Source organism: Chloroherpetonaceae bacterium, from assembly GCA_025056565.1.
Classification (GTDB): Bacteria; Bacteroidota; Chlorobiia; order Chlorobiales; family Thermochlorobacteraceae; genus Thermochlorobacter.
This window is the reverse complement of the sequence record JANWWA010000008.1, coordinates 23737-47136: the sequence shown is the minus strand read 5'-3', so window position 1 is coordinate 47136 and position 23400 is coordinate 23737. Positions and strand designations below refer to the sequence as shown.

Annotated in this window: 18 protein-coding genes; 9 read left to right on the top strand and 9 right to left on the bottom strand. The window is 50.4% G+C overall.

The annotated features are described in order from the left end of the window. Positions 1 to 87 precede the first annotated feature (87 nt). From NZM05_07575 to NZM05_07565, 3 genes are all read left to right on the top strand, one after another. Entirely contained in the window at positions 88 to 3027 is a 2940-nt protein-coding gene (locus tag NZM05_07575; GenBank protein ID MCS7013477.1) for a carboxypeptidase-like regulatory domain-containing protein, read from the top strand. A 65-nt stretch (positions 3028 to 3092) separates the two neighbouring features. Continuing rightward, on the top strand, positions 3093 to 4709 hold the full coding sequence (locus NZM05_07570) for a hypothetical protein (GenBank protein ID MCS7013476.1): 1617 nt from the start codon (positions 3093 to 3095) through the stop codon (positions 4707 to 4709). A gap of 41 nt (positions 4710 to 4750) precedes the next feature. Next, a complete protein-coding gene (locus NZM05_07565) occupies positions 4751 to 5566 on the top strand; it encodes a DUF4397 domain-containing protein (protein ID MCS7013475.1) in 816 nt (271 codons plus the stop codon). Positions 5567 to 5682: 116 nt separating this feature from the next. On the opposite strand, the gene NZM05_07560 is transcribed toward NZM05_07565, so the two are convergent. From NZM05_07560 to NZM05_07545, 4 genes are all read right to left on the bottom strand, one after another. Next, positions 5683 to 6516 carry a PASTA domain-containing protein gene (locus NZM05_07560; protein ID MCS7013474.1) on the bottom strand — a complete coding sequence of 278 codons (834 nt, stop codon included), beginning with the start codon at positions 6514 to 6516 and terminating at the stop codon, positions 5683 to 5685. Between the two features lie 222 nt (positions 6517 to 6738). Then, positions 6739 to 7425: a thiamine phosphate synthase gene (gene thiE, locus NZM05_07555; protein MCS7013473.1), complete on the bottom strand. Its 687-nt coding sequence runs from the start codon at positions 7423 to 7425 to the stop codon at positions 6739 to 6741. A gap of 14 nt (positions 7426 to 7439) precedes the next feature. Next, positions 7440 to 8084, bottom strand: a complete 645-nt coding sequence (thiE, locus tag NZM05_07550) for a thiamine phosphate synthase (GenBank protein ID MCS7013472.1) — start codon at positions 8082 to 8084, stop codon at positions 7440 to 7442. Continuing rightward, positions 8081 to 8857, bottom strand: coding sequence for a thiazole synthase (locus NZM05_07545; GenBank protein ID MCS7013471.1), 777 nt, complete (start codon positions 8855 to 8857; stop codon positions 8081 to 8083). Before NZM05_07545 ends, thiE (NZM05_07550) begins: the two co-directional genes overlap by 4 nt. Before the next feature lie 258 nt (positions 8858 to 9115). Between NZM05_07545 and NZM05_07540 the strand changes: the two genes are divergently transcribed. Further along, positions 9116 to 10102 (top strand): diguanylate cyclase, encoded by a 987-nt coding sequence (locus NZM05_07540; GenBank protein ID MCS7013470.1) that lies wholly within the window; start codon positions 9116 to 9118, stop codon positions 10100 to 10102. A gap of 48 nt (positions 10103 to 10150) precedes the next feature. Here the strand turns inward: NZM05_07540 and NZM05_07535 are convergent, their stop codons facing one another. Continuing rightward, the gene (locus NZM05_07535) at positions 10151 to 11326 is read right to left on the bottom strand and encodes a hybrid sensor histidine kinase/response regulator (GenBank protein MCS7013469.1); all 1176 of its coding nucleotides are present in this window, start codon (positions 11324 to 11326) and stop codon (positions 10151 to 10153) included. 120 nt (positions 11327 to 11446) lie between these two features. Beyond that, positions 11447 to 13021 carry a Ppx/GppA family phosphatase gene (locus NZM05_07530; GenBank protein MCS7013468.1) on the bottom strand — a complete coding sequence of 525 codons (1575 nt, stop codon included), beginning with the start codon at positions 13019 to 13021 and terminating at the stop codon, positions 11447 to 11449. A gap of 189 nt (positions 13022 to 13210) precedes the next feature. Here NZM05_07530 and NZM05_07525 point away from each other — a divergent pair, with 189 nt between their 5' ends. After that, positions 13211 to 14179, top strand: coding sequence for a cysteine synthase family protein (locus NZM05_07525; GenBank protein MCS7013467.1), 969 nt, complete (start codon positions 13211 to 13213; stop codon positions 14177 to 14179). Positions 14180 to 14339: 160 nt separating this feature from the next. On the opposite strand, the gene glgP is transcribed toward NZM05_07525, so the two are convergent. Next, positions 14340 to 16475, bottom strand: a complete 2136-nt coding sequence (gene glgP / locus NZM05_07520) for an alpha-glucan family phosphorylase (protein MCS7013466.1) — start codon at positions 16473 to 16475, stop codon at positions 14340 to 14342. 149 nt (positions 16476 to 16624) lie between these two features. Here glgP and NZM05_07515 point away from each other — a divergent pair, with 149 nt between their 5' ends. The 4 genes from NZM05_07515 to NZM05_07500 all read left to right on the top strand — a co-directional run bounded on the left by NZM05_07515 (position 16625) and on the right by NZM05_07500 (position 20321). Beyond that, positions 16625 to 17482, top strand: coding sequence for a metallophosphoesterase (locus tag NZM05_07515; GenBank protein MCS7013465.1), 858 nt, complete (start codon positions 16625 to 16627; stop codon positions 17480 to 17482). An 85-nt stretch (positions 17483 to 17567) separates the two neighbouring features. Then, positions 17568 to 18326: a YjbH domain-containing protein gene (locus NZM05_07510; GenBank protein ID MCS7013464.1), complete on the top strand. Its 759-nt coding sequence runs from the start codon at positions 17568 to 17570 to the stop codon at positions 18324 to 18326. A gap of 142 nt (positions 18327 to 18468) precedes the next feature. Beyond that, positions 18469 to 19605: an XdhC family protein gene (locus tag NZM05_07505; GenBank protein ID MCS7013463.1), complete on the top strand. Its 1137-nt coding sequence runs from the start codon at positions 18469 to 18471 to the stop codon at positions 19603 to 19605. A gap of 116 nt (positions 19606 to 19721) precedes the next feature. Beyond that, on the top strand, positions 19722 to 20321 hold the full coding sequence (locus NZM05_07500) for a nucleotidyltransferase family protein (GenBank protein MCS7013462.1): 600 nt from the start codon (positions 19722 to 19724) through the stop codon (positions 20319 to 20321). 124 nt (positions 20322 to 20445) lie between these two features. On the opposite strand, the gene NZM05_07495 is transcribed toward NZM05_07500, so the two are convergent. Continuing rightward, complete coding sequence (locus NZM05_07495) at positions 20446 to 21708, bottom strand: beta-lactamase family protein (GenBank protein ID MCS7013461.1); 1263 nt, start codon at positions 21706 to 21708, stop codon at positions 20446 to 20448. Continuing rightward, positions 21708 to 23258, bottom strand: a complete 1551-nt coding sequence (locus tag NZM05_07490; GenBank protein ID MCS7013460.1) for a hypothetical protein — start codon at positions 23256 to 23258, stop codon at positions 21708 to 21710. Before NZM05_07490 ends, NZM05_07495 begins: the two co-directional genes overlap by 1 nt. Between the last annotated feature and the right edge of the window lie 142 nt (positions 23259 to 23400).

The following is a 23400-nucleotide window of genomic DNA, read 5'->3' as shown; positions in this document are numbered from 1 at the left end:
TAAATTTTTAAGGCGCCTTAAGGTTTGGCTTAGGTTGCAACGGGCGCTAAACTTTAATCAACTTTAAGCAGCAAAGGAGCAAAACCAATGAAGCACGCCGCCTTACGAATAGCAAGTCTCTTTTTGACAAGCTTACTTACCTTGATGTTTGCACAGATGGCGTCAGCGCAAACGACAACTGGCGAAATTAAAGGTAAAGTCATTGATGCATTTACCAAAGAGCCGCTTGTCGGCGCGCAGGTTTTTATACGTGATACCAAAATTGGCGCCGCCACAAACATTGACGGTCAATACACCTTACGCCGTCTGCAGCCCGGCGAATATGTGCTGGTTGCACGCTATGTCGGATATCGCAGTGTCTCAAAGAATGTAACTGTGTCGGCTGGTGCAAGTGCCCAAGTGGACTTCGAGCTTGTTCCCTCTGCGGTGCAAGCTGACGAGCTTGTGGTTACAGGACAAGGCGTTGCCACAGAGAAGCGAAAGCTAACAACCGCTGTCGAATTTATCAGCTCAGACAGAATCACTGGCTCGCCGACCAAGTCTATTGACCAGCTTCTTCAAGGCAATGTGCCAGGACTGACGGCTCAGCTGCCTTCGGGCGTGCCGGGCGTCGGTGCACGCATCCAGACACGCGGCGTGAAGAGTGCCTTGAACAGCACTAACCCTGTGATTTATGTCGATGGCGTGCGCGTTGACAACGGGGACAACTTTGCTGGTGCATTTGGTCGGGGCGGACAGGTTAGCTCTGCCTTGGCAGACTTGCTTGTCGGTGACAACATTGAGCGTATTGAAATCATCAAAGGCGGTGCCGCTTCTACTCTCTATGGCTCCGATGGGGCAAACGGTGTCATTCAAATCTTCACCAAGAAAGGCGCTGCGGGCGAAGCCAAGTGGAACGTAGGTATTGTCGCAGGCGCTGATACGCCTGAGTTGCGTTGGCTCTACACTGATTACCTGCGGGAGGCTTATTACCAAAATGCCTTCTTCCAGCAGTATCGCTTGGGTGTCACTGGTGGCAGTGAAGCCCTCAGCTACAACATCAATGGGAAGTTGCAAGACTCACGTGGCATTGTGACTGGCGACCGCGTGCCTGACCGAGCTTTCAATGTTGCCGCTGGCTTGAAAGCGATTGCCTCTGACAAGGCAGATGTGGAGATTTCTACAAGCCTCACTCGCACACAATTTGGCAGCCTCTTGCTTAACAACGCCTTCAATGCTTACAACTCCATTGAAACCGAAGCGCGCTTGGATCCATATGTGCTCGGCGTTGTGCGTGGCTTAGATGTGAGCACCCCGCAACGCTTACGCTTTGTGCAAGATAGTCTCTTTCAGCAGTGGCTCATTCCAGACTTCTCCGAGCAAGTTACACGCTCTATCACCACGCTGAACTTTAACTATGCTCCTTTTAGGGAGTTTACAAATCGCTTCACAGTTGGCGTAGATTACCGCTACAATGAAGCACGCGACATTATCCCTGTCAATCCCGGTGAGGCTTTCGGCCCACTCGGCTCTATTAGTCGCAGCTCACGCGACTTTACGCAAATCACGCTGGCATACACAGGCAACTACAAGCTACCTGAATTAGGACCGATTAGTGCACAAGTTGCATTTGGTTTTCAGGGCTTTAGGCAAGAGACGCGCGAGGTGTCGGCGCAAGGTTCTCAAATTGCGCCGGGCACACGCGATTTTGACAACGCCGCAGTTATCACTGCTAGCGAAATTATCTCTGAGCTATTTACGGGTGGCGTGTTTATCAACCCTATCATTGGCATAAACGATCGCATCTTCATTGACTTAGGCTTGCGCATTGATGGAAGCACTGCCTTTGGTCAAGACATCACTTACTTGCCTTATCCGAAAATCGGCATTGCGTGGAATGTCTCAGAAGAAGCCTTCTATCCTGATGTGCTGCGGGAATTTCTCACGAGCGTCAAGCTCAGAGGCTCTTTCGGCAGCGCGGGCGAATTTCCACCACCTTTTCTACGTGACCGCACCTTTGCCATTAACCCATATCTGGGCGATGTTACCATCACATATGCAAATTTTGGCAACCGTGAGCTGAAGCCTGCGATTACCACTTCGCTTGAGTTTGGCACGGAGCTGTCGCTTCTGCAAGACCGCGTGTCCGTTGAGTTCAACTGGTATCGCCAAGAGACCACCAATTCATTCTTCTCGGTCTTCCAAGACCCTGCATCTGGTTTTATTGCTGCACAGCAGACCAATGTCGGCAAAATTGAAAACGCTGGCATTGAACTCTCTGTCAAAGCCAATGTGATTCGTGAGCAGAACTTTGACCTCAGTGTGCGTGCATCTTACGCCACCCTTTACAACCGTCTTACTGACCTTGGTGGCTCTGCACCATTTGCGGTTGGTGGGTTCGCATATGCGCAGACGCGTGCTGAACAAGGCTACCCAATCGGAGTGCTTCGCGTCAATGTGCCTCGTCCTGACCCAGATGGCGTTTGGCGCGGTAGCTTCGATTTGGATTTGCGTGGCTCGCCGGTGCCTTCCAGCTTTGGTGCGTTTGGTCTTGATATGACCATTTTCCGTGACCTGAGTGTCAGTGCGCTGGTTGAGTATGCCTTAGGTGCGCAGCTGCTCAATCAATGGCGTGCTCGTCGCCAAGTGAACGCCTTTGGCTTCCGCGTGGTCGAGGCTGGCTCTGGCGAAACGACCTATCCAGTTTATCCTGAAATTGGCGAATCACTCATCCGCAACCCACTTACCAACAATGCGATCTACCCACGCGACCCACAATCTGTGAGCCTTCTGGTTGATGGTAGCTGGGTCAAGTTCCGAGAAATCAGCATTCGTTACCGTGTGCCTCGCGCACTCTTTGGTAATCTCTTCTCAGGCATCACGCTTTCGGCGTCGGTGCGAAATCCGCTGGTCATTATGGCACACCCTGAAGTTGACCCAGAGACGCAATTTATCCGTGAGGGACGTGGGCTTAATGTAGGCGGTATTGTGGGCGGCACAATCAGCAACCCACGCCAATTCCGAATTGGCATTGATGTCAATCTCTAAGCAAGGCGCTTGGCTACGCGCACTTGGAATGAATGCAACCCAAAACTTTAACTTGCAAAAGAGACATGAAAGCTATACTGCATCTTTTTAGGCATCTCTCAAAATGGACGGCTTACTCTTTTGTGCTCGTCGTAGGTCTGTCGGCAGCGACCTTATCCTGCCGCCCGGGCAACCTTTTTGACCCTACTCGGGTGCAGAACTACAACGTCACGGAAGACAACCTCAAAGCCAACCCTGACAACTCGGCACGGGGTATTCTTACAGGCTTGCGCCGAACCTTTACTATTGGCTATGGTGCATTAGGCACGCTAACGGAGCTGGCATCGGATAACTATACCAATGCCACTTCGTTTGTTTCGCAACTTCTGGATACCCCGTCTCTGATTACTGGCACTGACCTTACGCTGAGCGGCGGTGCAGCCTACTTTAATCTCCTGCGTGTCAATGCCATAGCTGAGTTTGCTTTCCGTGACATTTTGCCTAACGACAAGCAAGCGACTGACCTTCAGCGCGCTGAAATTCGCTTCCTGCAAGCGATGGCACTCATTCTCTTAGCTGAAAACTGGAGTCACTTCCCAATTGAAGACAGAGGGCAGCCGAAATCCTCACGCGAAGTTTTTCAATTTGCGCTACAAAAGCTGCAAGAGGCACAAAATTTTGCCGCAAGTGCACCGCCCTCTACTGCTGTCGATAACCGCAGCGATGGCTTGGGTGATATTCGAATGAATATCCTGCTGGCTTTGGCACGTGTGCATCGAATGCTGGGCAACAAGGCCGAAGCCCGCCGCAATGCTGAACTGGCACTGGCACGCCGTCCGAATTACGTCTATTACATCCGTCCCGATGTCACCAATGGTCCTGTGCCAGACATCACGGCTCATACCCTTCGGCGCACAGACAACAATTTTCAGCCCCTTCCACGCTTGGAGTTTCTTGACCCCAAGTCTGCCAGCCTCCAAGGTGAAGACTTTCTGCCCGTGCTAAAAACCGAAGAATGTCACTTGATTTTGGCAGAGATTGCGCTCTCTGACAACAATCTTGCCGAAGCTCGCAGCCAGATGCGAGAAGCCGTGCGCTTAGCCAGAAGCCGACCTACTACACTGTTTGCTGACCAGAACGAACGTCGAATTGCAAGCCCAGCTGGTCCTGCTTTGACAGTGCTAACACAAGCCGCAACTTTCCCAGGTCCTGGAAACCTACCTTCTCGTGTGCTGGTGCTGCCAAGCCCCAGCGCAAGGCTTACCACAAATGCGGACTCCGTCTATGCGGCTTCGCTCGTGTTGCGTCGCGGCTCAGGTGCACCGCCTGTGCCTATTCCGCTTATCTCTGGCACCAGTCTCACAGAGGCGGACATCAATGCCTTGCCGAATGACCGACAAGCCATGGTGCGCACGCTTTACCTTCTGCGTCAAGAAATCTTCTTTTTGGAATCACGGCGAATGAGCGATCTTGGCATTCGCTTCCCTGTGCCAGAGCGACAGACACAAACCAATCCGAATATGCCGCTTGGCTCACCGGGCACACTGGTTACTGTGCCAGAGTGGATTCCACCGGGCAATGCTGCGCTTAACACTTATACAGTAACGACTTCTGGCACCTTTACGATTGTGACCATTCAAACCGATATGAATGAGGTGATTGCAAGAAACATCGCTCGCATCTCTCCGTTCTCGGGCTTCTAAGCGAGCGGCTTTCGCTAACCCAAACGATTTGATACATACAAATGCATAGAAAAAACATCTTCATAGCGTTCCTTACCATAGCGAGTCTCGCACTGTGGTCGGCTGCTTGCCGAATCAAGGCTACCGAATACGAGCTGCCACCCCTTACAGCCGTGCGGTTTGTGCATGCTGCACCGAATGCTCCTGCCGTCAATGTACTCTTAAACAATAATCGCTTCAACGATACGACCTTTGCGCTCTTGGGTGCGACCTCTCCTACAGCTACGCCTGCGACGATTTCATTTCCGAGTGCTTCTGCCTTCTTTCCTGTCAGTGCCGGTCCGACGCGCATTCGCATCTTTCCTGCGACGCCGCGTGCGACCCCTACCAACAATGTGCAGCCTGTCATTGATGCGACAGATGAATTTCCCAGAGACGGCGCAAAGACTTACTTTGTGGTTGGCAATGCTGCTCCGCTTTCCGTAGTGATTAGCGATGACAAAATTTTGACCGACATTTTGGACACGGTGAACTTTGCTAACGCTATTCGTGCGGGTCGTGCTGGGCTACGTGTAGCACATATGTCGCTTTCTGCTACCCCTGTTAGCGTCAATGTTGTGGCGCAACGGGTTGGTGCAGCTGCTACCACGCTCTTTTCTAATATCGCACCACGCACCGTCTCCGACATTGCACAAGTTGATGCGGGCACTTACAACATTTTCGTGCTGCGTGCTGGTGCCGCTGATACACTGGGTCGCTTGACCAATGTGGCGATTGGTAGCCGGCGCGTCTTTACAGTGATGGCACGCGGCACAGTTGACAGCACCCGTGTCGGCTCACCTGCCGCATTCGGCTTGACACTTCTGACGGATAGATAATCAGCGGGGCTTTGTTGCATTGAAGACAAACTTCTTGAGCAAGTGGAGGACGCCCTACGGCGTCCTCTGCTCGTATTCGCTTTGCAAAGTTTGGGGACTCTCAGCTATTTGATGGATTATGGTGCACCGCTTGTATCTTCATCTGCTTCTACAGGCACATTCTCTTTTTCCTTCTCTTTGTCGTTGGTCGTAACCAGCAAATCTACTGGCTTGCCTAATGGTGCCAGCTCACTCGCTTTTGGTGATTGCGAGATGACTGTATTTGGCACAAGCGAGACTGAGTAACGGTATCGAATGGTGCCGATTGTAAAGCCTGCTGTTACAATCATTGCTTCGGCTTCACTTAGGGTTTTCTGCACTACGTCAGGCACTACGCTGTGCTGCACACCGTTTTCTGCTGGTAATTGCCCTACTTTGAAGCTAATGACACTTTCGCCGCTCACGCTGGTACCCGGTGCAATGCTCTGCGATAAAATGACCCCATCTTCTTCTTTTTTTGTAACAGGCACGGTCTCTACTCTGCCTAACCTTAGGTTCAAGCGCTCTAAGGTCAGTTTTGCATCGGTCAGCGTTCTGCCTTTGAAGTCGGGCATTGGGATATTTTCTCGTCGCGCTGTGTTAATGGAGAGATATACGCTCCGCCCCGCTTTGACTTTGGAATTAGGCAATGGATTTTGCGACAGCACTGTGCCCAGTTTTTTCTTGGGGTCATACAGCTCATAGCCTTGTTTGGCCACCAGTCCTGCTTCTCTTAGAATACGCTCTGCTTCTTCAAACGACTTACCTGCAACATTCGGCACGGACACAATCTCTCCTCCCTTGACATAGAGCGGCATAATTACCTTGTCAAGTAGCACAATTGCTGCCACCAGCGATGCAAGGAGAATAGAGAGCTTGATTGCAAAAGGGGAACGAAACGCAGAGAGCGTTTTTTCAACGATTAGGTTCATTACACAGTGTTACCCAAATTCAGAATCAATTTTTTCGGGCTTTTCCACTCAAGAAAGTTTCATTGCTCTACAAGCTATTTTGTGATACCATACTGGCGCAAAGTTACGCCTCCCTCCAAAGAACACAAAGGCTGCACGAGCTTTTGCCAAACTTGCAGTTTCTCTCGACTGAATGGAGTCTAACCTTGAAGAACACGAGGGCTAAACCGCTCACATTATTGTTCAGCGCTTTTGAGGTAGCTCTGCTATCTTCAAAGCGTTTTGCTCTTGGTTTAGCTCAAACAGCCTGACCAGTTCTTTTGTTGCTGCTTCGGGTGAAGCGGCTTTGGCTACGGCTGAAATTACGGCAATACCAGCTGCTCCTGCTTTTATCACCTCTCTTGCGTTCTCTGCTGTAATGCCCCCAATCGCAATGACAGGAATTCGCACTGCCCTTACAACTTGACGCAGCATCTCTAAGCCCTTGGGTGGCGATGGCTTCTCTTTGCTGGTTGTTGGGAAAATATGCCCAAACCCGATGTAATCTGCGCCGTCTTTTTCGACGGCTACAGCCTCTTCCAGTGTAGAAGCAGTGCCGCCAATGAGCTTGCCCTCACCCAAAATTTTGCGTGCGGCTGGAATTGGCAAATCTGTTTGTCCAAGATGCACGCCATCGGCATCAGCTGCCAACGCAATATCCACTCGGTCGTTGATAATCAAGCGTGCACCAAACGCTAGCGTTAGTGTGCGTAACGCAACGGCAATCGCAAACAGCTCTCTTGTTGGCAGTGTTTTGTCGCGCAGTTGAATCAAGCGTGCGCCTCCACGCATAGCCAGCTCTGCTAACTGCAAATGTGTCCAGCACGATTGCACCACTGTGTCGGTAATGACACATACGCCCGAAATTGGGTGTTTTTCGGTTTGGTTCATTCTCGAGTGTTGTATCAATTCGTTTGCCTGTTTGCGGTCTTCATTGCCGTCCAAAAGGCTTGCATGACGGCCTGCGGACACTGCGCTTGCATCAAGCTTGAAATCGTCGCCACGCCAAACGCCCCTGCTTGCCAACATAACTTTGCTCGCTCTGGCGTTATACCGCCCACTGCAAACACAGGCACAGAGACACTTTCGACCACTTCTCTCAGTGCATCTAACCCTTTGGGTGCCGCCAGTGGCTTAGAGTGCGTCTCAAAGATGTGACCGAAGATGATAAAATCTACACCGCTGTCTTCTGCTTCTTTTGCTCCCCTTACGGTATGCACGCTGCGGCCGATTATCCACTCAGGCTTGATTTTTCTTGCGACTTGCACGGGCAGTCCTAATTCGGGCAGCACAACTCCATCGGCTTCAACCGCAAGCGCAATGTCTACACGGTCATTGATGAGCAGCTTTGCGCCGTAGCGTGCTGTGGTGGTGCGTAGTGTGGTAGCAAGGTGGTAGAGTGCTCGGTCCCTCAGCTCTTTTTCCCGCACTTGCACAAGCTGCACCCCCGCTGCGCAAAGCACCTCAATTTGTTCGGCTAAGGGCTTTGGTGTAACCCTGCGGTCAGTAATACACAGCAGCTTGGGTAGCATCCCGCCTACAGCTTTCATTGCCCAATTACGCCTTCCAGTGGACTTGACGCTGTCGCATAGAGCTTTCTTGGAATTCGCCCTGCTTCAAACGCTAGTCGTCCAGCTTGAACGGCTAACTTCATGGCTTCTGCCATTTGAACAGGGTGCTGAGCTTGTGAAATCGCCGTATTCAGCAAGACGCCGTCGTAGCCCAGTTCCATTGCGATGGCGGCATCAGACGCCGTGCCAATTCCTGCATCAATGATTAGCGGCACATCGGGCAAAAGCTCACGAATAATTTGCAGGTTGTATGGATTGCGTATGCCCATTCCTGACCCAATTGGCGAGGCTAAGGGCATAATCGCATGGCAGCCCAAGTTGTAGAGCTTTTTGCATGTCACGGGGTCATCATTCGTGTATGCCATTACGATAAAGCCATCGTTTAGCAACTGCTCTGCAGCTTTCAGCAACTCCACCACATCGGGAAAAAGCGTTTCATCATCACCAATCACCTCAAGCTTAATCCAGTTGGTGCCCAGTGCCTCGCGTGCCAGTTTTGCCGTTAGCACTGCATCTTTGGCAGTGTAACAGCCTGCGGTATTGGGCAAGAAAAAAAGATTTTTTTCTTCAAGGTATCGCAAAATGTTTTCACCTGCTGTGTCGTGCACATTCACACGACGCACGGCGACCGTAACAACTTCTGCGCCGCTTGCTTCAATTGCGGCTAACATTGTCTGCGGGTTCGGATACCTTGCCGTTCCGACTAGCAAACGCGAGCGGAACGACTTGCCCGCAATCACCAGTTCGCTCATAGCCTTTCAGGTTTATGCAAAAAATCTACAAAAGATTGTGTCAAAAATTGACTTGCCCAGCGCCTGCGCAGGCTTTCTTTATTTCTCAAAAAACTTCTTAACTTCACCCCAAAGAGATAACCCTAACATCACTCAATTCGTTGAGCTAGCGGCTAAGAGGCTGGCAGCGTTCCTTTCACCGTGTGCTTGGTCGCTTAGGTAATCTTTGTGATTTTTCTTAGAATCTCCAAGCCTATTTAGGCAGCTTTGGGAGTTGTTATGGCGTTATCTCGATATGAATCCATTCGCAATTTCATTATGATGATGAACTCGGAGACCTACAAAGTCCTCCTCATTGAAGATAACCCTGACCACAGTTTCTTGGTCAAAAGTCATCTGCAAGCCAAGGGTCGCTATCAAGTTGAAATTGCTGCATCAGGGGAGCAAGGTGTAGAGTGGATTCGGGAAAATCCCTCTCGCTTTGATATCGTCTTACTGGACTACAACCTGCCTGACCAGACGGGACTAGATATTTTGCGACGGATTCAGAGCATTAGCCGCTTTATTCCTGTTGTGGTCATCACTGGCTTAGGCTCAGAAGCGGTTGCGGTGGAACTCATGAAAGCTGGTGCAAAAGATTACGTCATCAAGACGGGTGAATACTACAAAGCCTTGCATATTACGCTCGACCAAGTTATGGAGAAGCATAAGTTTGAGATGCTTAATCTCCAGCTTCAGCAACAATTGGAAGAGCGCGCTAACAAGGACTTTCTTACAGGTGTCTACAATCGGCATCGATTTACGGAACTTTTCGAGCACGAAATTCACAGCGCTAAGCGCTACAAGCGCCCCATCTCTGTCGCAATGATTGACTTAGATAAATTCAAAGACATCAATGACCGATATGGACACAAAATGGGTGACTTCGCGCTGGTTTGCATTAGCGACTTACTCAAGCAGCAGTTGCGAGCCTCCGACATTATCGGTCGCTACGGGGGCGATGAATTTATTGTAGTGATGCCAGAGACAGACAAGGGCCAAGCTCAGGCTACTTTTGAGCGCATTCAGCAAGCGCTGGAATCGTTTAACAAAAAAGGTCAATTCCCATGTGAGCTTTCTCTCTCCATTGGCGTGAGCAGTAGCTCTGAAAGCGGATACGACAATCTCATTGAGCTGGCTGATGCGGCCATGTATCGCAATAAGCAAGCAAAGAAACGTGGCCTTGCCCTCCCGATTGCAGATTCTTCACGTGGCGACAATAGCTAAGTGCATACTGCTTTGAGCACAACATGACACCTTCAGCACCGGCAAGCACTATGAGGCGCATGCGGGTAGTTCGACAAAAAACGTCGAGCCTTTATTTTTTCCTTCCGACTCTGCCCAAACCTTACCGCCATGCAGTTCAACCACTCGCTTGACGATTGCAAGTCCCAGCCCTGTTGAGCACTCGCCGTTTGTTGGCACCGCAGACAGTCGTTGAAACTTGCCAAAGAGTCGCTTTTTGTCGTCCTCCGTTAAGCCCTGTCCTTCATCTCGAACAGAAATCCGCACACAATTAGGCACAGTGCTATCAGTTCTCAGATGCTGCTTCACGCTGACCCAAATTGTTTTGCCCTTTGGGGAGTATTTTATCGCATTGGAGAGTAGGTTATCTACAACCTCATAGAGGCGCATCGAATCGGCCTTCACGTAGCAGTCTGCCTGAAGCGACAGCTCAATCGTTTGTGCCTTCTGCCTTGCCAGCGGTTGATTTTGCGCCACTACTGACGAGACAATTTGACTGACATCGTGTGTTGCTAACCGCAAGCGCATCTGTCCTTCTTCTAAGGCAGCCATGTCCAACAAGTCTTTAATTAAGCCCAGCATTCGCTGAGAAGACTGAATAATCCGCTGCGACCAATGTTCAATTTTCTGCAAATCGGCCGCTTGCACCAGACCTGCATTTTGCTTTGCCATTTCCTTGATGAGTTCTGCAAATCCCAGAATAGATTGGACAGGGTTGCGCAGGTCATGCGCTGCAATTCCCAGTAGTTCAGTTTTGAGCTTATTGGCTTCACTGAGCACACGATTGGCTTCCGCCAGCTCTGCATTTTTATTCCACGCTTCCAGCATTGCATTGACCTGCAAGGCGACTTTTTCCACCGTTGCCTTGAGGTCTCGGAAATCCACTGGCTTGGTGATAAAGTCCACAGCGCCTTGATTCATGGCCGTGCGAATGTTTTTCATATCGCCGTAAGCGGAAATGACGATGACCCGCAGCAGGGGATTGTGGGGCGCAATTTTCGACAGAAGCGTTAGTCCATCCATTTCAGGCATATTAATGTCAGTTAGGACAATGCGTATATCGGGGTGCTCACGCAACTTTTGTAAGGCTTGCAGTCCATTTTGCGCAAAGAGAAATTCATACTCTCCCGCTTCCAGTTCCTTGCGAAAGCGCTCTCGCATTAGCGTCTCAAAATCAGCTTCGTCATCGACGATGAGGATTTTCATAGCGTGCGTGGTTAGCGTTGGCGGCGCAAGTTAGCAAAAATTATATCGCAGAAATCAGGCTACAAGCCAAGGCTGCATCTGAATAGGTTAGGAGGCTATGGCTGTTGCCACCCGCCTCATTCAGTCTATTTCTGTATCTACTGTAATGACCAGCTTGCGATTGAAGACAGCTTCAAACATATCGCCCATTTGCGTTGCTGCCCAGATTTCAATCTCAGGGTCTGCAGTTGCAAGGAGACGCAGCTCAATTTTTTTGGCACCTATCTTTACCTTGACTTGCTTCACATTTTGGCGATGCCCTCTGTCAAGTGCATTGGCTACGCGCAACAGACTGGCTAAGACGCGCACGATGTGCTTGTTGCGAGGTGAGAGCGTCTGAAATGCTGTATGCTCTGCTTTGGGTGGTGACTTACGGTGGTAGCGCGCCACATTTGCCATTACTTGAATTTCTTCGGGCGTAAAGCCCTTCAGACCTGCGTTTTGAATGATATACTGACTGTGTTTGTGGTGCGCAGATGGGGAAATAAAGTAGCCAATGTTATGCAAATACGCTGCATACTCCAGTAGCTCGCGCTCGGTTTTGCCAAGCTCATGCAGCGGTTGGAGCTGATCGAAGAGCTGAAGCGACAGATTTGCAATATGGCGTGAGCGTGCTTCGTCCCATTGGCAGCGGCGTGCTAGTTCTAAGACACTACGCAAGCGAGGACTTTCCAGTTCGGTCTGCTGCGGCTCAAAGCGGCGCGCTAAGTAATCCAAGACAATTCCTTCCCGCAATGCATACTCGGAAATCATAATCTCTTTCAGGTCAAAGAGGCGCATCACGACATCGAAGAGCACCAAGCCGGGAACAATGAGGTCAGCCCGTTGAGGGTCTAAGCCTGGCACATCTCGCCGCTCGACTGAGCGCATTGCCAGCAATTTTTCATAGAGCTTTAGGAAACCGCGTCGTGAAAATCGGCTGCCGTTTAGTGCTTCAAACTCCAGACCTTGCTCTTCGAGCAAAATCATTGCAGCGATATTTTCTGCGGTGCCACTCGAAGCAATTGCAAACTCATATCCAATTGCTTTAGCTGCTTTGGCGACGGGACGAATCTCCTCTACCAAGTAGCCTTCCAGTGCATTGAACTCTCGGTCGCTAATTGGGTCGGTGGTTACAAATCGTTCCTGCAAGCGCGCGACGCCTAATTTTTTGCTTTCTACAAAGTATAGCTGCTGCGCGTCGCCCACCATAAATTCTACTGAGCCGCCCCCAACATCTATCATCAAGGCTTTGCGCTTGCCAATGTTGATGGCGCGTCGAATTGCAAGGTAAATTAGCCGCCCCTCTTCTTCGCCTGAAATGATGCGCGTGCGAATCCCAACCTGCGTCGCCACCCGCTCCATAAATTCTTGACCATTTTTGGCTTCTCTGATGGCACTGGTTGCGAAGGCAAGAATGTGGTCGGTATCCACTCCGCGCTGCTCAGCCAGCTTCCGAAAGCGTAGCAGCGTTTCAATTCCTTGTTCCATGGCTGCTTCGCTCAGTTGTCTGGTTGCGAGGCTGCCTGAGCCAATGCGAATCATCTCTTTTGCGCGGTCAATCATCGTGAAACTCATATCGGGCAAAAGTTCCACGATAATCATATGGAAAGAATTGGTGCCTAAGTCAATTGCGGCGATGCGAATGGGCGATGCGGGTTGAAGCGTTGCCGTCATAGACGCTGCAATAGTTCAGCTCAAAATTTAGTGAATGCCAAAGTATAAATGAAGCAATTATGTCGTGCGATGCCACAGCGTCTTTTGCAGCACTTCCCTGTTAGCGCACGCACTGTCCCCTTTTCTGAACTGAATTAGAAGGATTGTCGTTTTTGCAAAAAAGTCTAATAGTTCAAACTTTTCTCGGATATGCCAGCTTCCTTTGACCTTTCGTTTGACCTTAGCAAGGCGCGCCAAAGTGTGCTGTCACTGATTGGCAACACGCCGCTTGTGCGACTGCAAAAACTACCCGCTCAGTGGGGCATTCCCGACAGTGTAGAGATTTACGGCAAGTGTGAGTTTATGAACCCGGGCGGCAGTGTCAAAGACCGCCCTGCTCTGAACATTATTGAGACGGCTGAAGCACAAGGGCTTCTGACCAAAGACAAAATTTTGCTCGATGCCACCAGTGGCAACACAGGTATCGCCTATGCAATGATTTGCGCCATTAAGGGCTACAAGGTTCAACTGTGTGTGCCCGAGTCAGCTTCACCTGAACGCAAGCGCATTTTGCAAGCATATGGGGCTGATATTATCTACACCCCTGCTTCTGAGTCGTCCGACGGTGCCATTCTTAAAGCCCGTGAGCTGTATGCCAAGCACCCCGAGCGGTATTTCTACGCAGACCAATACGGCAACGACGCCAACTGGCTTTCGCACTATCACGGCACAGGCGTGGAGATTTGGGAACAAACCAGTGGCCGCATCACGCACTTTATTGCAGCGATTGGCACAAGTGGCAGCTTTATTGGTACATCGCGCCGACTCAAGGCATATAATCCTGCAATTGAGTGCATCGCAGTTCAGCCCGATGTGGCGGTGCACGGCATTGAAGGCATTAAGCATCTGGAATCAGCAATGGTGCCGAAAATTTATGACCCCTCTGTGCCTGACAGATTTATGGAAGTCTCAACAGAGACGGCTTACGAATTCGCTAAGCGCTTAGCGGCAACTGAAGGCTTACTGGTTGGTATTTCCGCTGCTGCAAATGTCTATGCTTCACTGAAAGTCGCCAAGCAACTCTCAGAGCAAGGTGAGCCTGCTACGATTGTCTGCATTCTCTGCGATGGCGGAATGAAGTATCTCTCCGAACACTTTTGGGAAATGCCTGTGTCATAGCCCCCTTTCTCAATTTTATCAGAACTGTGCTCCTCTCTTTGAAGAGGAGCAGGGCTACAGGCGCGGCCGATTGCCGCCACGCAACACTTAAAACCGCTCAACGCCTTTCGTGCGTATCAAAAACCTTTCCTAGGGGAGCCAGTGGACATTGAAGCTATTCTCAGTCCGTCTTGTAATACTTCTCAATATACTCGCGCACCATTCGGTGGGTGTTGTAGACGGGCATCAGCGTTTTGATTGATTCACGAATGCGCGCAATCCACTTTGTTGGAATGCCGTTTGTGCGCTCATCGTAAAACTCGGGCACAATTTGATGTTCCAGCACATCATACAGTGACTCTGCATCAAATTTGTCTTGCTCCTCTTGTGGGAGCTTGGATTCATCTTTGCCGATTGCAAAGCCGTTTTTGCCGTTGTAGGCTTCACGCCACCAGCCATCGAGGATGCTGAAATTAATGCCGCCATGTCCGACGATTTTTTGCCCTGAGGTGCCGCTGGCTTCGAGCGGACGGAGCGGGGTATTGAGCCAGATATCTGAGCCTGAAATTAGGTGGCGCGTGATGTTCATATCGTAGTTCTCGAGGAAAATGACCTTGCCAATGAACTGTGGCATTCGGGTAATGTGATAAATTTCTTGAATGAACTTTTTGCCGCCATTGTCGCGTGGGTGAGCTTTGCCAGCAAAGATAATTTGCAGCGGCCGTTTGGGGTCGTTAATCAGGCGCGCAATTCGCTCAAGATTACTGAAAATTAGCGGGGCACGTTTGTAAGTTGCAAATCGTCGAGCAAAGCCAATGGTGAGCACATCGGCAGAGAGAAGATGCAAATACATAATTCCCATTTCAAAGCCGTGCCGCAGGTTTTGCTCTTCTAAGCGCTGGCGGACAAACTCAATCATTTCTCGGCGAAGCAAGTAGCGTAGTGCCCAAAGCTCCTCATCTGGAATGCGGTCGACTATCTCAGCCAGTTTCACAGGGTCGGTGTAGAACTCTCGGTCGCCGTTGTGGAAACGCGCCCAAAACGAATAGGTGGTATGATTGAGCCAGCTATGCGTGTGAATGCCATTGGTGATATGTCCAATTGGGACTTGTTCAGGCTTACCTCCGTAGAGCGCTTTCCACATCTTGCGCGAGACTTCTCCGTGTAGCTCAGAGACTCCATTTGCTGCACGCGACATTCTAAGGCAAAGCACGGTCATGGTGAAGGGTGCATTTGGCTCATCTGCCTGCTCGCGTCCGAGTGTCATCAGTTCGTCCAGTGAAAGCGGCATTGTTTTAAGGAATTTGCCCAGCGCATAATCCATTAGGTCGGCTGAGAAGCGGTCGTGTCCAGCTGGCACAGGTGTATGGGTGGTAAAGACGCACTGTGCGCGCACTGCCTCTATGGCATTTTGCAGCGACTTACCTGCTGCCAGCTCCAGACGCAATAGCTCCAGCGTCAGAAACGCAGAATGCCCTTCATTCATATGATAGACACGCGGCATTAGACCAAGCCGATGCAGAAAGCGCACACCGCCGATGCCCAAAATGATTTCTTGATTGATGCGTGTGGTGGCATCGCCGCCATAGACACGGCTGGTGATGTCACGATAATGCGAGTCGTTTTTTTCCAAGTTTGTGTCCAGAAGATACAGCGTGGCGCGTCCTACCTTCACCGCCCAGCCTTGCACATAGACCAAGCTATGTCCTAATTCTACTGATATCACAATTGGCTCTCCCTTATCGTCGCGCACCAGCTCCATCGGCAGGTATTCAGGGCGGTAGAGCGGATAGTTTTCCTGCTGCCATCCGTCGGGTGAAAGCCGCTGCTGGAAGTAGCCTTCACGGTAGAAAAGGCTGACCCCGACAAAGTTCAAGCCTAAGTCGCTTGCTGATTTGATGTGGTCGCCAGCTAACACGCCTAAGCCACCTGAGTAAATCGGCAGGCTTTCATGCAAGCCAAACTCGGCGCTGAAATACGCCACAGGTTGTTTGGCAAATTCGGGCGCATTTGCAGCTGCCCAAGTGTTGGGGTCATTTAGGTAGCTTTCAAACTGCGAGAGCACATTAGTTACTTCAGCCCGAAACACCGCATCGCCTAAACGCGCCTTTAGCTCCTGTTCCGAGACATTCATCATCACTTCGGCGGGGTTGTGGTTATACTTTGACCAGAGACGCGGCGACAGTCGCTCAAAGATATGCTGCGCCTCCAAGTTCCACGACCACCAAAGATTGCGTGAGAGCGCTTTTAGCTTCTCAGCAAGTTCAGATGTTGATAAAACCGATGCTTCGTTGAGCAGAGCAGATGTGTTGGACATACTGCGAGTGGTTCATTTTTGGTTGGTGCGGCACATTCGCAGAATCCAGCAAACTGGCTGAGTGTGCCTTTTTCTTTTTTCACAAAAGAGAGATTTTTTTATCACTTTTCAAAGTCCGAAATTTGTGTGCAAACCTTGTTTCGGCACTAATGAAAATTGCTCATATCTCAGACCTTCACCTCGATAGCGATACGAACCCAGATTGCCTGTCTGAAATTGATAGCTTGATAAAGAAAATCTTTGACAGCGGCTTTGACCACTTGGTCATGACAGGCGATATTGTCGATGTCGTCAATTTTCAAGATTTATGGCACTTGCGTGAGATTTTGGAAAAAAATGGCGTGCTGAGTTGGGAACATGTCACCATCATACCGGGCAATCATGACATTTTTGGCAAATATGAAATGAATGGTATCATCGGGCTGCGTGATACAGCCCTGCGCGCGCTTGAATCCACTGGTATCCGCTACCACCAGAAACTGCACGAATTCTGCGAAATTTTTCGAGAAACCATCACAGATAAGCCTGATGAGTCACTTTCATTTCCATTTGTGAAAATTTTCCAAAATCGGCCGCATGGTGTTGCGCTGGTTGCTTTCAACAGTGTGCTGGAGTGGTCGCTTAAAATCAATCCCTCTGGCTCACGCGGCTACATTCACGCCGAAGAGCGATGCGCAATTGAGCAAGCGGAAGTGCGCGCTGCACTCAAAGACAAATTCACGATTGCCCTCTTTCACCATGCCTACAAAATCTATGAACCGCAAAATGCAGCCGATAAAGCCTTCATCTGGTCAATGGAACTCATTGAGCGTGAGGCATTTCTCAAAACGCTAAAGAACATTGGCGTGCGACTTGCTCTGCACGGACACTACCACAAAGCTGAAGAGTATCGCATTGATGGCATTCACTTTATTAATTCTGGCTCCGTGCGCCGCAGTGGAAGTAAGTTTAACGCAATTACCATCTATGACGATGGCAGCTACGAAAATCGTTTTATCCGCCTTTGACACTCGAGCTTTGCCGCCTCAGTTTTCTCAGCATTACATTTTTTGCTTTCACACCGCAGCACAATAAACTGCATCACTATTGCCAATGAAACTCATCTGCTTTCTGCTTCTCAGCACGCCTGCTCTGCTTTTTGCACAAGGCTCTGCAGGCAGCAATGCCACACAAGAAGCTCGCTACCTTTTTAACCTTCCGACCGCTGGTACTTTGAAGCGCGGCACGTTTGCTATTGAAGGCTGGTTCTATGCCGGCGGCGGTGCAATGATTGGGGCAAGCGTCGGCATTAGCGACCGATTTTCGTTAGGACTTTCTTACGGAGCTGGAAACCTTATTGGCTCTGGGTCGCCAAGCTGGAATCGCTTGCCCGGTGCAATGGTGCGCTATCGTATCTTAGACGAAGAACTCACTCTGCCTGCCCTCACTGTTGGCTTCGAGTCGCAAGGGCGCGGCCGCTTTATTGACAGCCTGAGTCGCTACGAGCGCAAGTCGCCCGGCTTTTTCCTTGCCGCCTCAAAAAATTTTGAGTTTCTCGGCTACCTCACCTTGCACAGTGGCTTAAACTACAGCATCTTGGAAGCCAGCGACGACGGCAACGCCAACTTTTACATCGGACTGGAAAAAACCATCGGAACTGACTTCACATTTTATGTGCAATACGACTTTGCCTTGAACGACGACCGCAGCGAGACGTTCGGTCGCGGCAGCGGGTTTCTCGATATCGGATTGCGCTGGTCGCTCGGCGCTGGTTTCACGCTGGAGTTTAACCTTAGCAACCTCAACAACAATTTCCGTTCTCTCTCAGCACTTGACCGTAGCGTTCGCTTGGAGTTCATTCAAGCGTTCTGAAGCATCATCTCCACACAACAATTTTTATCTTTCGCTTGCGCTCTTTGCGAGAAACGGTTGCATAATCAGTTGCCGTGTTTCTGCATGCTTTATGTTGTGTTGCCTTCAAATGTTTTCTTGAAACGAGTCAAGCTGAACTGGAATGAAAGAACTGAGCGACATTCTTTGTGCCGCACAGGCTGCATCTGACAGTGGGGAACGGTTTGCACTGGCTACACTGGTCAAAGTGCAAGGGTCGTCGTATCGCCGTGCAGGCGCTAAAATGCTTATTACTGAATCAGGTAAGAGCGTTGGTGCTATTTCAGGCGGTTGCCTTGAAGGTGATGTAAGACAGAAGGCGCTGTTTGCGATTCAGACGCAACGCTCACTTCTTGTCGCTTACGACTCAATGGATGAAGACGCTTCGCTGGGTTACGGCTTGGGCTGCCATGGGAAAATTTTTGTGCTCATTGAATCCAGTGAGCTGGCTACGCTTCAAGCTCGCTTGCAGCAGTATCAAGACTTTCTTCGTGCCCCAAAACCTACGGGGCTTGCTACTGTCTATGGGGCAGAAGGCAGCTTACAGCGTGAAGTCGGTCGCTTTCTTTCGCTTCGTGAAAACGATGCGCCTTTTAGCAACATCTCTTCTCATCACTTGCGTCTTATGCTTGCGCATGATGTTGCTAAGCACCTGCATCGGCAGCTTGCTGCGAGCCAGCGGTATGAATGCAGCGATGGTGCCGCTGAGGTTTTCATTGATGTACTTCTGCCACCTGTTCATTTCTTGATTATTGGCGCTGGGTATGACGCTGTGCCACTTGCTGAACTGGCTAAGCGTTTGGGCTGGCAAGTTAGTGTAGTGGATAGGCGTCCATCTTATCTTTCACGAGAAGGCTTCGGTATTGCCGATGCACGGCGGTTGCTCAAAGTCGGTGCAGACATTGCCTCCGTCGTGTCCAACCCTGCTCGCACTGCTGCGGTTGTAATGACTCACAATTTTGAGTTAGATGTAGAATTTCTTTTTCAGCTCTTGCCGATGCACTTGGCTTATTTGGGCGTGCTCGGACCAAAGCGCCGCACTGAGAAATTACTGGCAGCAATCCGTGCGCGTGGGTTAGTGCCTACCGAGACAATGCTGAATAAGCTCTATGCGCCAGTTGGATTAGACATTGGCGCAGAACTTCCAGAGGAAATCGCCTTGTCTATTTTAGCCGAAATTCGCGCTGTGCTGTCTGGACGCACTGGCTCATTTTTGCGCAATCGTCCTACACCCATTCATAGCGAGAGTGTTCATCTCTAACAATTGGTTACTGGAAACCTTGCATCAATGGCATTTTGCCGTATCGGTCACTCTGTTCTGGCTTTTGCATCAAGCGCAGCGCTCATAAATCTGAAACTTTAGGTGTCGGAGAAAAGATGCTTAGCAAAGTCAGCATCATCATTCTGGCGGCTGGTGCATCGCGCCGGCTGGGTCAGCCAAAACAATTACTGCGATTTTTAGGCAAATCTCTTATTCAGCGGGCAGCTACGGAAGCACTTGCCGTGTCGCCTAAGGAGGTGCTTTGCGTGCTTGGCGCCTTTGCAGAGCAGATTAAACCTGAACTGGCTGGAATGCCTGTGCGCATTGTGGAAAACCGTGAGTGGCCAGAAGGCATTGCTTCCTCCATTCGTGCAGGGATTGCGGCGCTGCAACTCACTGATGCAGACGCGGCTATCTTAATGCTATGTGACCAGCCCTTTATTGACCGTGCCGTTCTTCGTGAGCTTATGACGATGTGGCAATCTTCTACTGAGCCAATTGTGGCTACCAGCTATGGTGACACGGTGGGCGTGCCTGCACTTTTTTCGCGCTCACTTTTTCCCGAGCTGCTCCGCCTGCGTGGTGATACTGGTGCTCGTCCACTTATCTTCCGCTACCCACATCGCCGTATTCCTTGCCCGCAAAGCCCTGCAGATATTGACACACCTGACGACAAGCGCGCCTTAGATGCCCTGAACTCACCCGATAGCCACTAAGTTATGCTGGCATTTTATACCCCTAACCTCTCTCTGTGAAGGCGAGCGGAACGATTCTGACCTGAGTCAAAGTCGAAAGTGAGGTCTAAGCTCAAGCTCCTCGTGTGCTGTTTCTTTTGCTCTCTTAGCGATGTAGTGGGGCGATTTTGCCTTTTTCTATGAGGTAGTGATAGAGCGCGTCGTAAATCGCCAGTTCCACATCGTAGAATGCGCTCCCTGTAGCACGATAGCGTGAGCCAGTGATGAGCATCGTCACACCAAGGCGCTGCGGGCGATTGTAGTAAAAGCCGCTTAGAAGTCCGTAGGCTTGTCCCGAGTGCCCGATGAGTTCTACACCTTTCCAAAGGCTATCTGCATAGCACAAACCGAGGGCATATTTTCCGAATAGTGCATCGCTTGTGCTCAGTGGATTTTGCTCCATTATGCGCAGTGCCTGCTCAGACACAAGGCGCACCTTGCCTAACTGACCGCTGTTCAGGAATAACTGAACCAACCGCCCCAGTTCTTTTATGCTGATGCGCAAACCACCTTGGGGAGAAAAGAGCAATGCATTTGACCCCACTTCATACCGTTCAAGCGGGAAGATGGGACGCACACTATCGGCTTGTGCCATCCATCTACCCTGCACTTCACGGTAGGGATAGGCAAGTTGCTCAGTTGGAATATCCATCACATTGAAACTCGCTTTCAGCCCCAGCGGGGCAAAGATGTGCTCTGTGCAGTATTGGTCAAAGCGCTTGCCTGAATGGCGCTCGACCAATGTGCCAAGCAGTGCATAGCCCAAGTTGGAGTAGGCAAAGCGTGTGCCTGGTGGGTGTTTTGACCAGAGCGACCGATAGACGGAATCGTTGTATCGCGCTCCGTGCGAAGAAAGTACATCACTCAGACGCAGTGTAGGGTCGCGCCAGAGCACATAATACGGCGCTGGCATTGCTTCATCGCTTTCCAAGCTGGATGTGTGTTGCAATAGCTGTCGGTAAGTAATCGGCTTATCAGGAAAGTTGGGGTTACGCAACTGAAATCCAAGTGCAGGTGAAATGTCGTCCTCGAGTGAAAACTTGCCTTGCTCGTAGAGTTGCATCACAGCCAGTGCAGTGAGCACTTTGGAGACCGATGCCACGCGGGCAAAGGTGCTATCGGTCATCGGTCGAGCGGCGCCTAATTGCGCTTGTCCCCAGCTGTGGGCATAGAGGAACGCCGTATCGCTGACCAGTGCGACACTCATTCCCACCACCTGATAGGCTTTGCAAATCGAGTCGAGTGTGTGTGATAGCTTGACTTCAGGCGACGTTGTCTTTGGCGCATGGGTGTCGCTTGTGGTGCGGCAACCGATGACCGCTACCGCCAGCACGCCTGTCCACCACAGCACTTTGCACTGCGCTGGCATTACCGAACAGGTTCTGCTTTTTTCAGCGCTGAAAATGCCCACCCTGCCCAGTTCTGCAGCCACGACAGACTTCCCGAAATGCCGAGTTTCTGGTAAGTGATAGGAAAGATTTTCGGATACTTCACTCCCACTGTCAAAATCAGCGTGGTGAAATCTGACAGTGTCATTTCATCACGAAAGAGTGATTCGCGGTAGCGCTCTGGCAGTGCGTCCAGCACTTTCATAATTTCATTCATCAGTTCATTGACAAAGTTCGGTTCGTCGGTGCGCGCATCAAAGCACATAAACTTCATTAGGTTCGACATAATTGCCACATTTGGCTCAAAGGCATTGATAGGCTCTAAGTCGTTGCGACTGAGAGCATTGCGTTCTAAGGCTGCAGCCAGTGCCACAGTGGTGCGTTCCAAGTTGCGCACCATTGAGCCAAACCCACAGAAGGTCAAAGGTGACGACAGTGACGCCGCATCGCCAAAGAGCACAATGCGGTCATCGGCTGTCACTCGCGTTTTGCCAAAGCCATGGTGGTGGTAGGCTGGAATAATACCGAAAACGGGCTTATGAATTTTGAAATTCCTGCCAATCGGTTTGTAGCTTGGCAGTTTTTCAAAATACACTTCGAAGAGGTTAAGGAGCGACTTATCGTTATCGGAATCAATACGGTCGTAGAAAAAAAGGTAGGAAGTAAATTCAGTGCGGCTGGCAGGAAACCCCTCCCAAATGAGTTGGCGACCGCTGCCGTGTGAAAAATCGGCTGGCTCCGTTGAGACTAAAATTTCGCCTACGTCGTAGTCAATATTTTCTAAGCCACTGGAGAGCGTGCCAACGGTGGGGCAACAGTGCGTCTGTGGCAGGCCGTGGTTCAGTTGCATTGCAATCGGCGAGAGAATCCCCATTGTATCGACCAGCATCTTTGCCTTGAAATACGCACGCTGTCCCTCCCGCTCGACTTCTACCACGACTCCCTCCTCGAGCTTAAAGACGCGCTTGAAACGCGTGTGCCCCAAGACGCCGCTTTTTGGGTGGCTTAGCACTCGTTTGAGCGCCAAGTCTAAAATGACGTCGGATTCAACCGCGCAATCGAGCACACCTGTCATATACAGGCGCTTTCGGTCTTGACGAGCAGCAAATTCAACAAAGCCTGTTCTGTAGTGCGCAGTAATTGCACGCTCCGCTTCAGCTTGTGAAATCAGTCCCATTTTATCGAGGCGCAGCAGCTCGCGCAAAGAAATGTTCCAATCACGATGCGTTTTAGCGGGCGTGTATTTATCTATCACCAGCACAGAGCGATTGTGTAAATATGCCATAGCTGCCGCATGGAGTAGCCCTAATGTGGCACCTGCATAGATGATTTCATATTCACCTGCTATCTCAATGTCTTTCGGCAACTTTGCGCCATCAAAAATCACTTCTGGCACATCGGCATGACCAATCTGTGACCAATACGCATCGATTTCTTGGATGCGACGAATCCAAAACTCGCCTTGTTCAAGGCTTGAGAAGTACTGATAAACGAGTGGGTGTGTGTCTTTCAGCTCTGCAAGTGTCCGCATTGTAATGGGAATAAACCTTGTGTTGCACTGCGCAAATTTAGCGAAAGATGCTAAGAGCGCCTGCAGCTTTTTGCTGAGCTTCTTAGGCAGCCTGATTTGCTATGCTGCTCACATTGAAATAATCTGCTAACTGCTTAAATTT

Coding starts and splice junctions, on each gene's coding strand:
- NZM05_07490 (MCS7013460.1), bottom strand. CDS start 23,258: ATGCGGACACTTGCAGAGCTGAAAGACACACACCCACTCGTTTATCAG.
- NZM05_07530 (MCS7013468.1), bottom strand. CDS start 13,021: ATGACGGCAACGCTTCAACCCGCATCGCCCATTCGCATCGCCGCAATT.
- NZM05_07545 (MCS7013471.1), bottom strand. CDS start 8,857: ATGAGCGAACTGGTGATTGCGGGCAAGTCGTTCCGCTCGCGTTTGCTA.
- NZM05_07515 (MCS7013465.1), top strand. CDS start 16,625: ATGAAAATTGCTCATATCTCAGACCTTCACCTCGATAGCGATACGAAC.
- NZM05_07560 (MCS7013474.1), bottom strand. CDS start 6,516: ATGAACCTAATCGTTGAAAAAACGCTCTCTGCGTTTCGTTCCCCTTTT.
- NZM05_07535 (MCS7013469.1), bottom strand. CDS start 11,326: ATGAAAATCCTCATCGTCGATGACGAAGCTGATTTTGAGACGCTAATG.
- NZM05_07495 (MCS7013461.1), bottom strand. CDS start 21,708: ATGCCAGCGCAGTGCAAAGTGCTGTGGTGGACAGGCGTGCTGGCGGTA.
- NZM05_07505 (MCS7013463.1), top strand. CDS start 18,469: ATGAAAGAACTGAGCGACATTCTTTGTGCCGCACAGGCTGCATCTGAC.
- NZM05_07525 (MCS7013467.1), top strand. CDS start 13,211: ATGCCAGCTTCCTTTGACCTTTCGTTTGACCTTAGCAAGGCGCGCCAA.
- thiE (MCS7013472.1), bottom strand. CDS start 8,084: ATGAAAGCTGTAGGCGGGATGCTACCCAAGCTGCTGTGTATTACTGAC.
- NZM05_07565 (MCS7013475.1), top strand. CDS start 4,751: ATGCATAGAAAAAACATCTTCATAGCGTTCCTTACCATAGCGAGTCTC.
- NZM05_07540 (MCS7013470.1), top strand. CDS start 9,116: ATGGCGTTATCTCGATATGAATCCATTCGCAATTTCATTATGATGATG.
- NZM05_07510 (MCS7013464.1), top strand. CDS start 17,568: ATGAAACTCATCTGCTTTCTGCTTCTCAGCACGCCTGCTCTGCTTTTT.
- NZM05_07575 (MCS7013477.1), top strand. CDS start 88: ATGAAGCACGCCGCCTTACGAATAGCAAGTCTCTTTTTGACAAGCTTA.
- NZM05_07570 (MCS7013476.1), top strand. CDS start 3,093: ATGAAAGCTATACTGCATCTTTTTAGGCATCTCTCAAAATGGACGGCT.
- glgP (MCS7013466.1), bottom strand. CDS start 16,475: ATGTCCAACACATCTGCTCTGCTCAACGAAGCATCGGTTTTATCAACA.
- thiE (MCS7013473.1), bottom strand. CDS start 7,425: ATGAACCAAACCGAAAAACACCCAATTTCGGGCGTATGTGTCATTACC.
- NZM05_07500 (MCS7013462.1), top strand. CDS start 19,722: ATGCTTAGCAAAGTCAGCATCATCATTCTGGCGGCTGGTGCATCGCGC.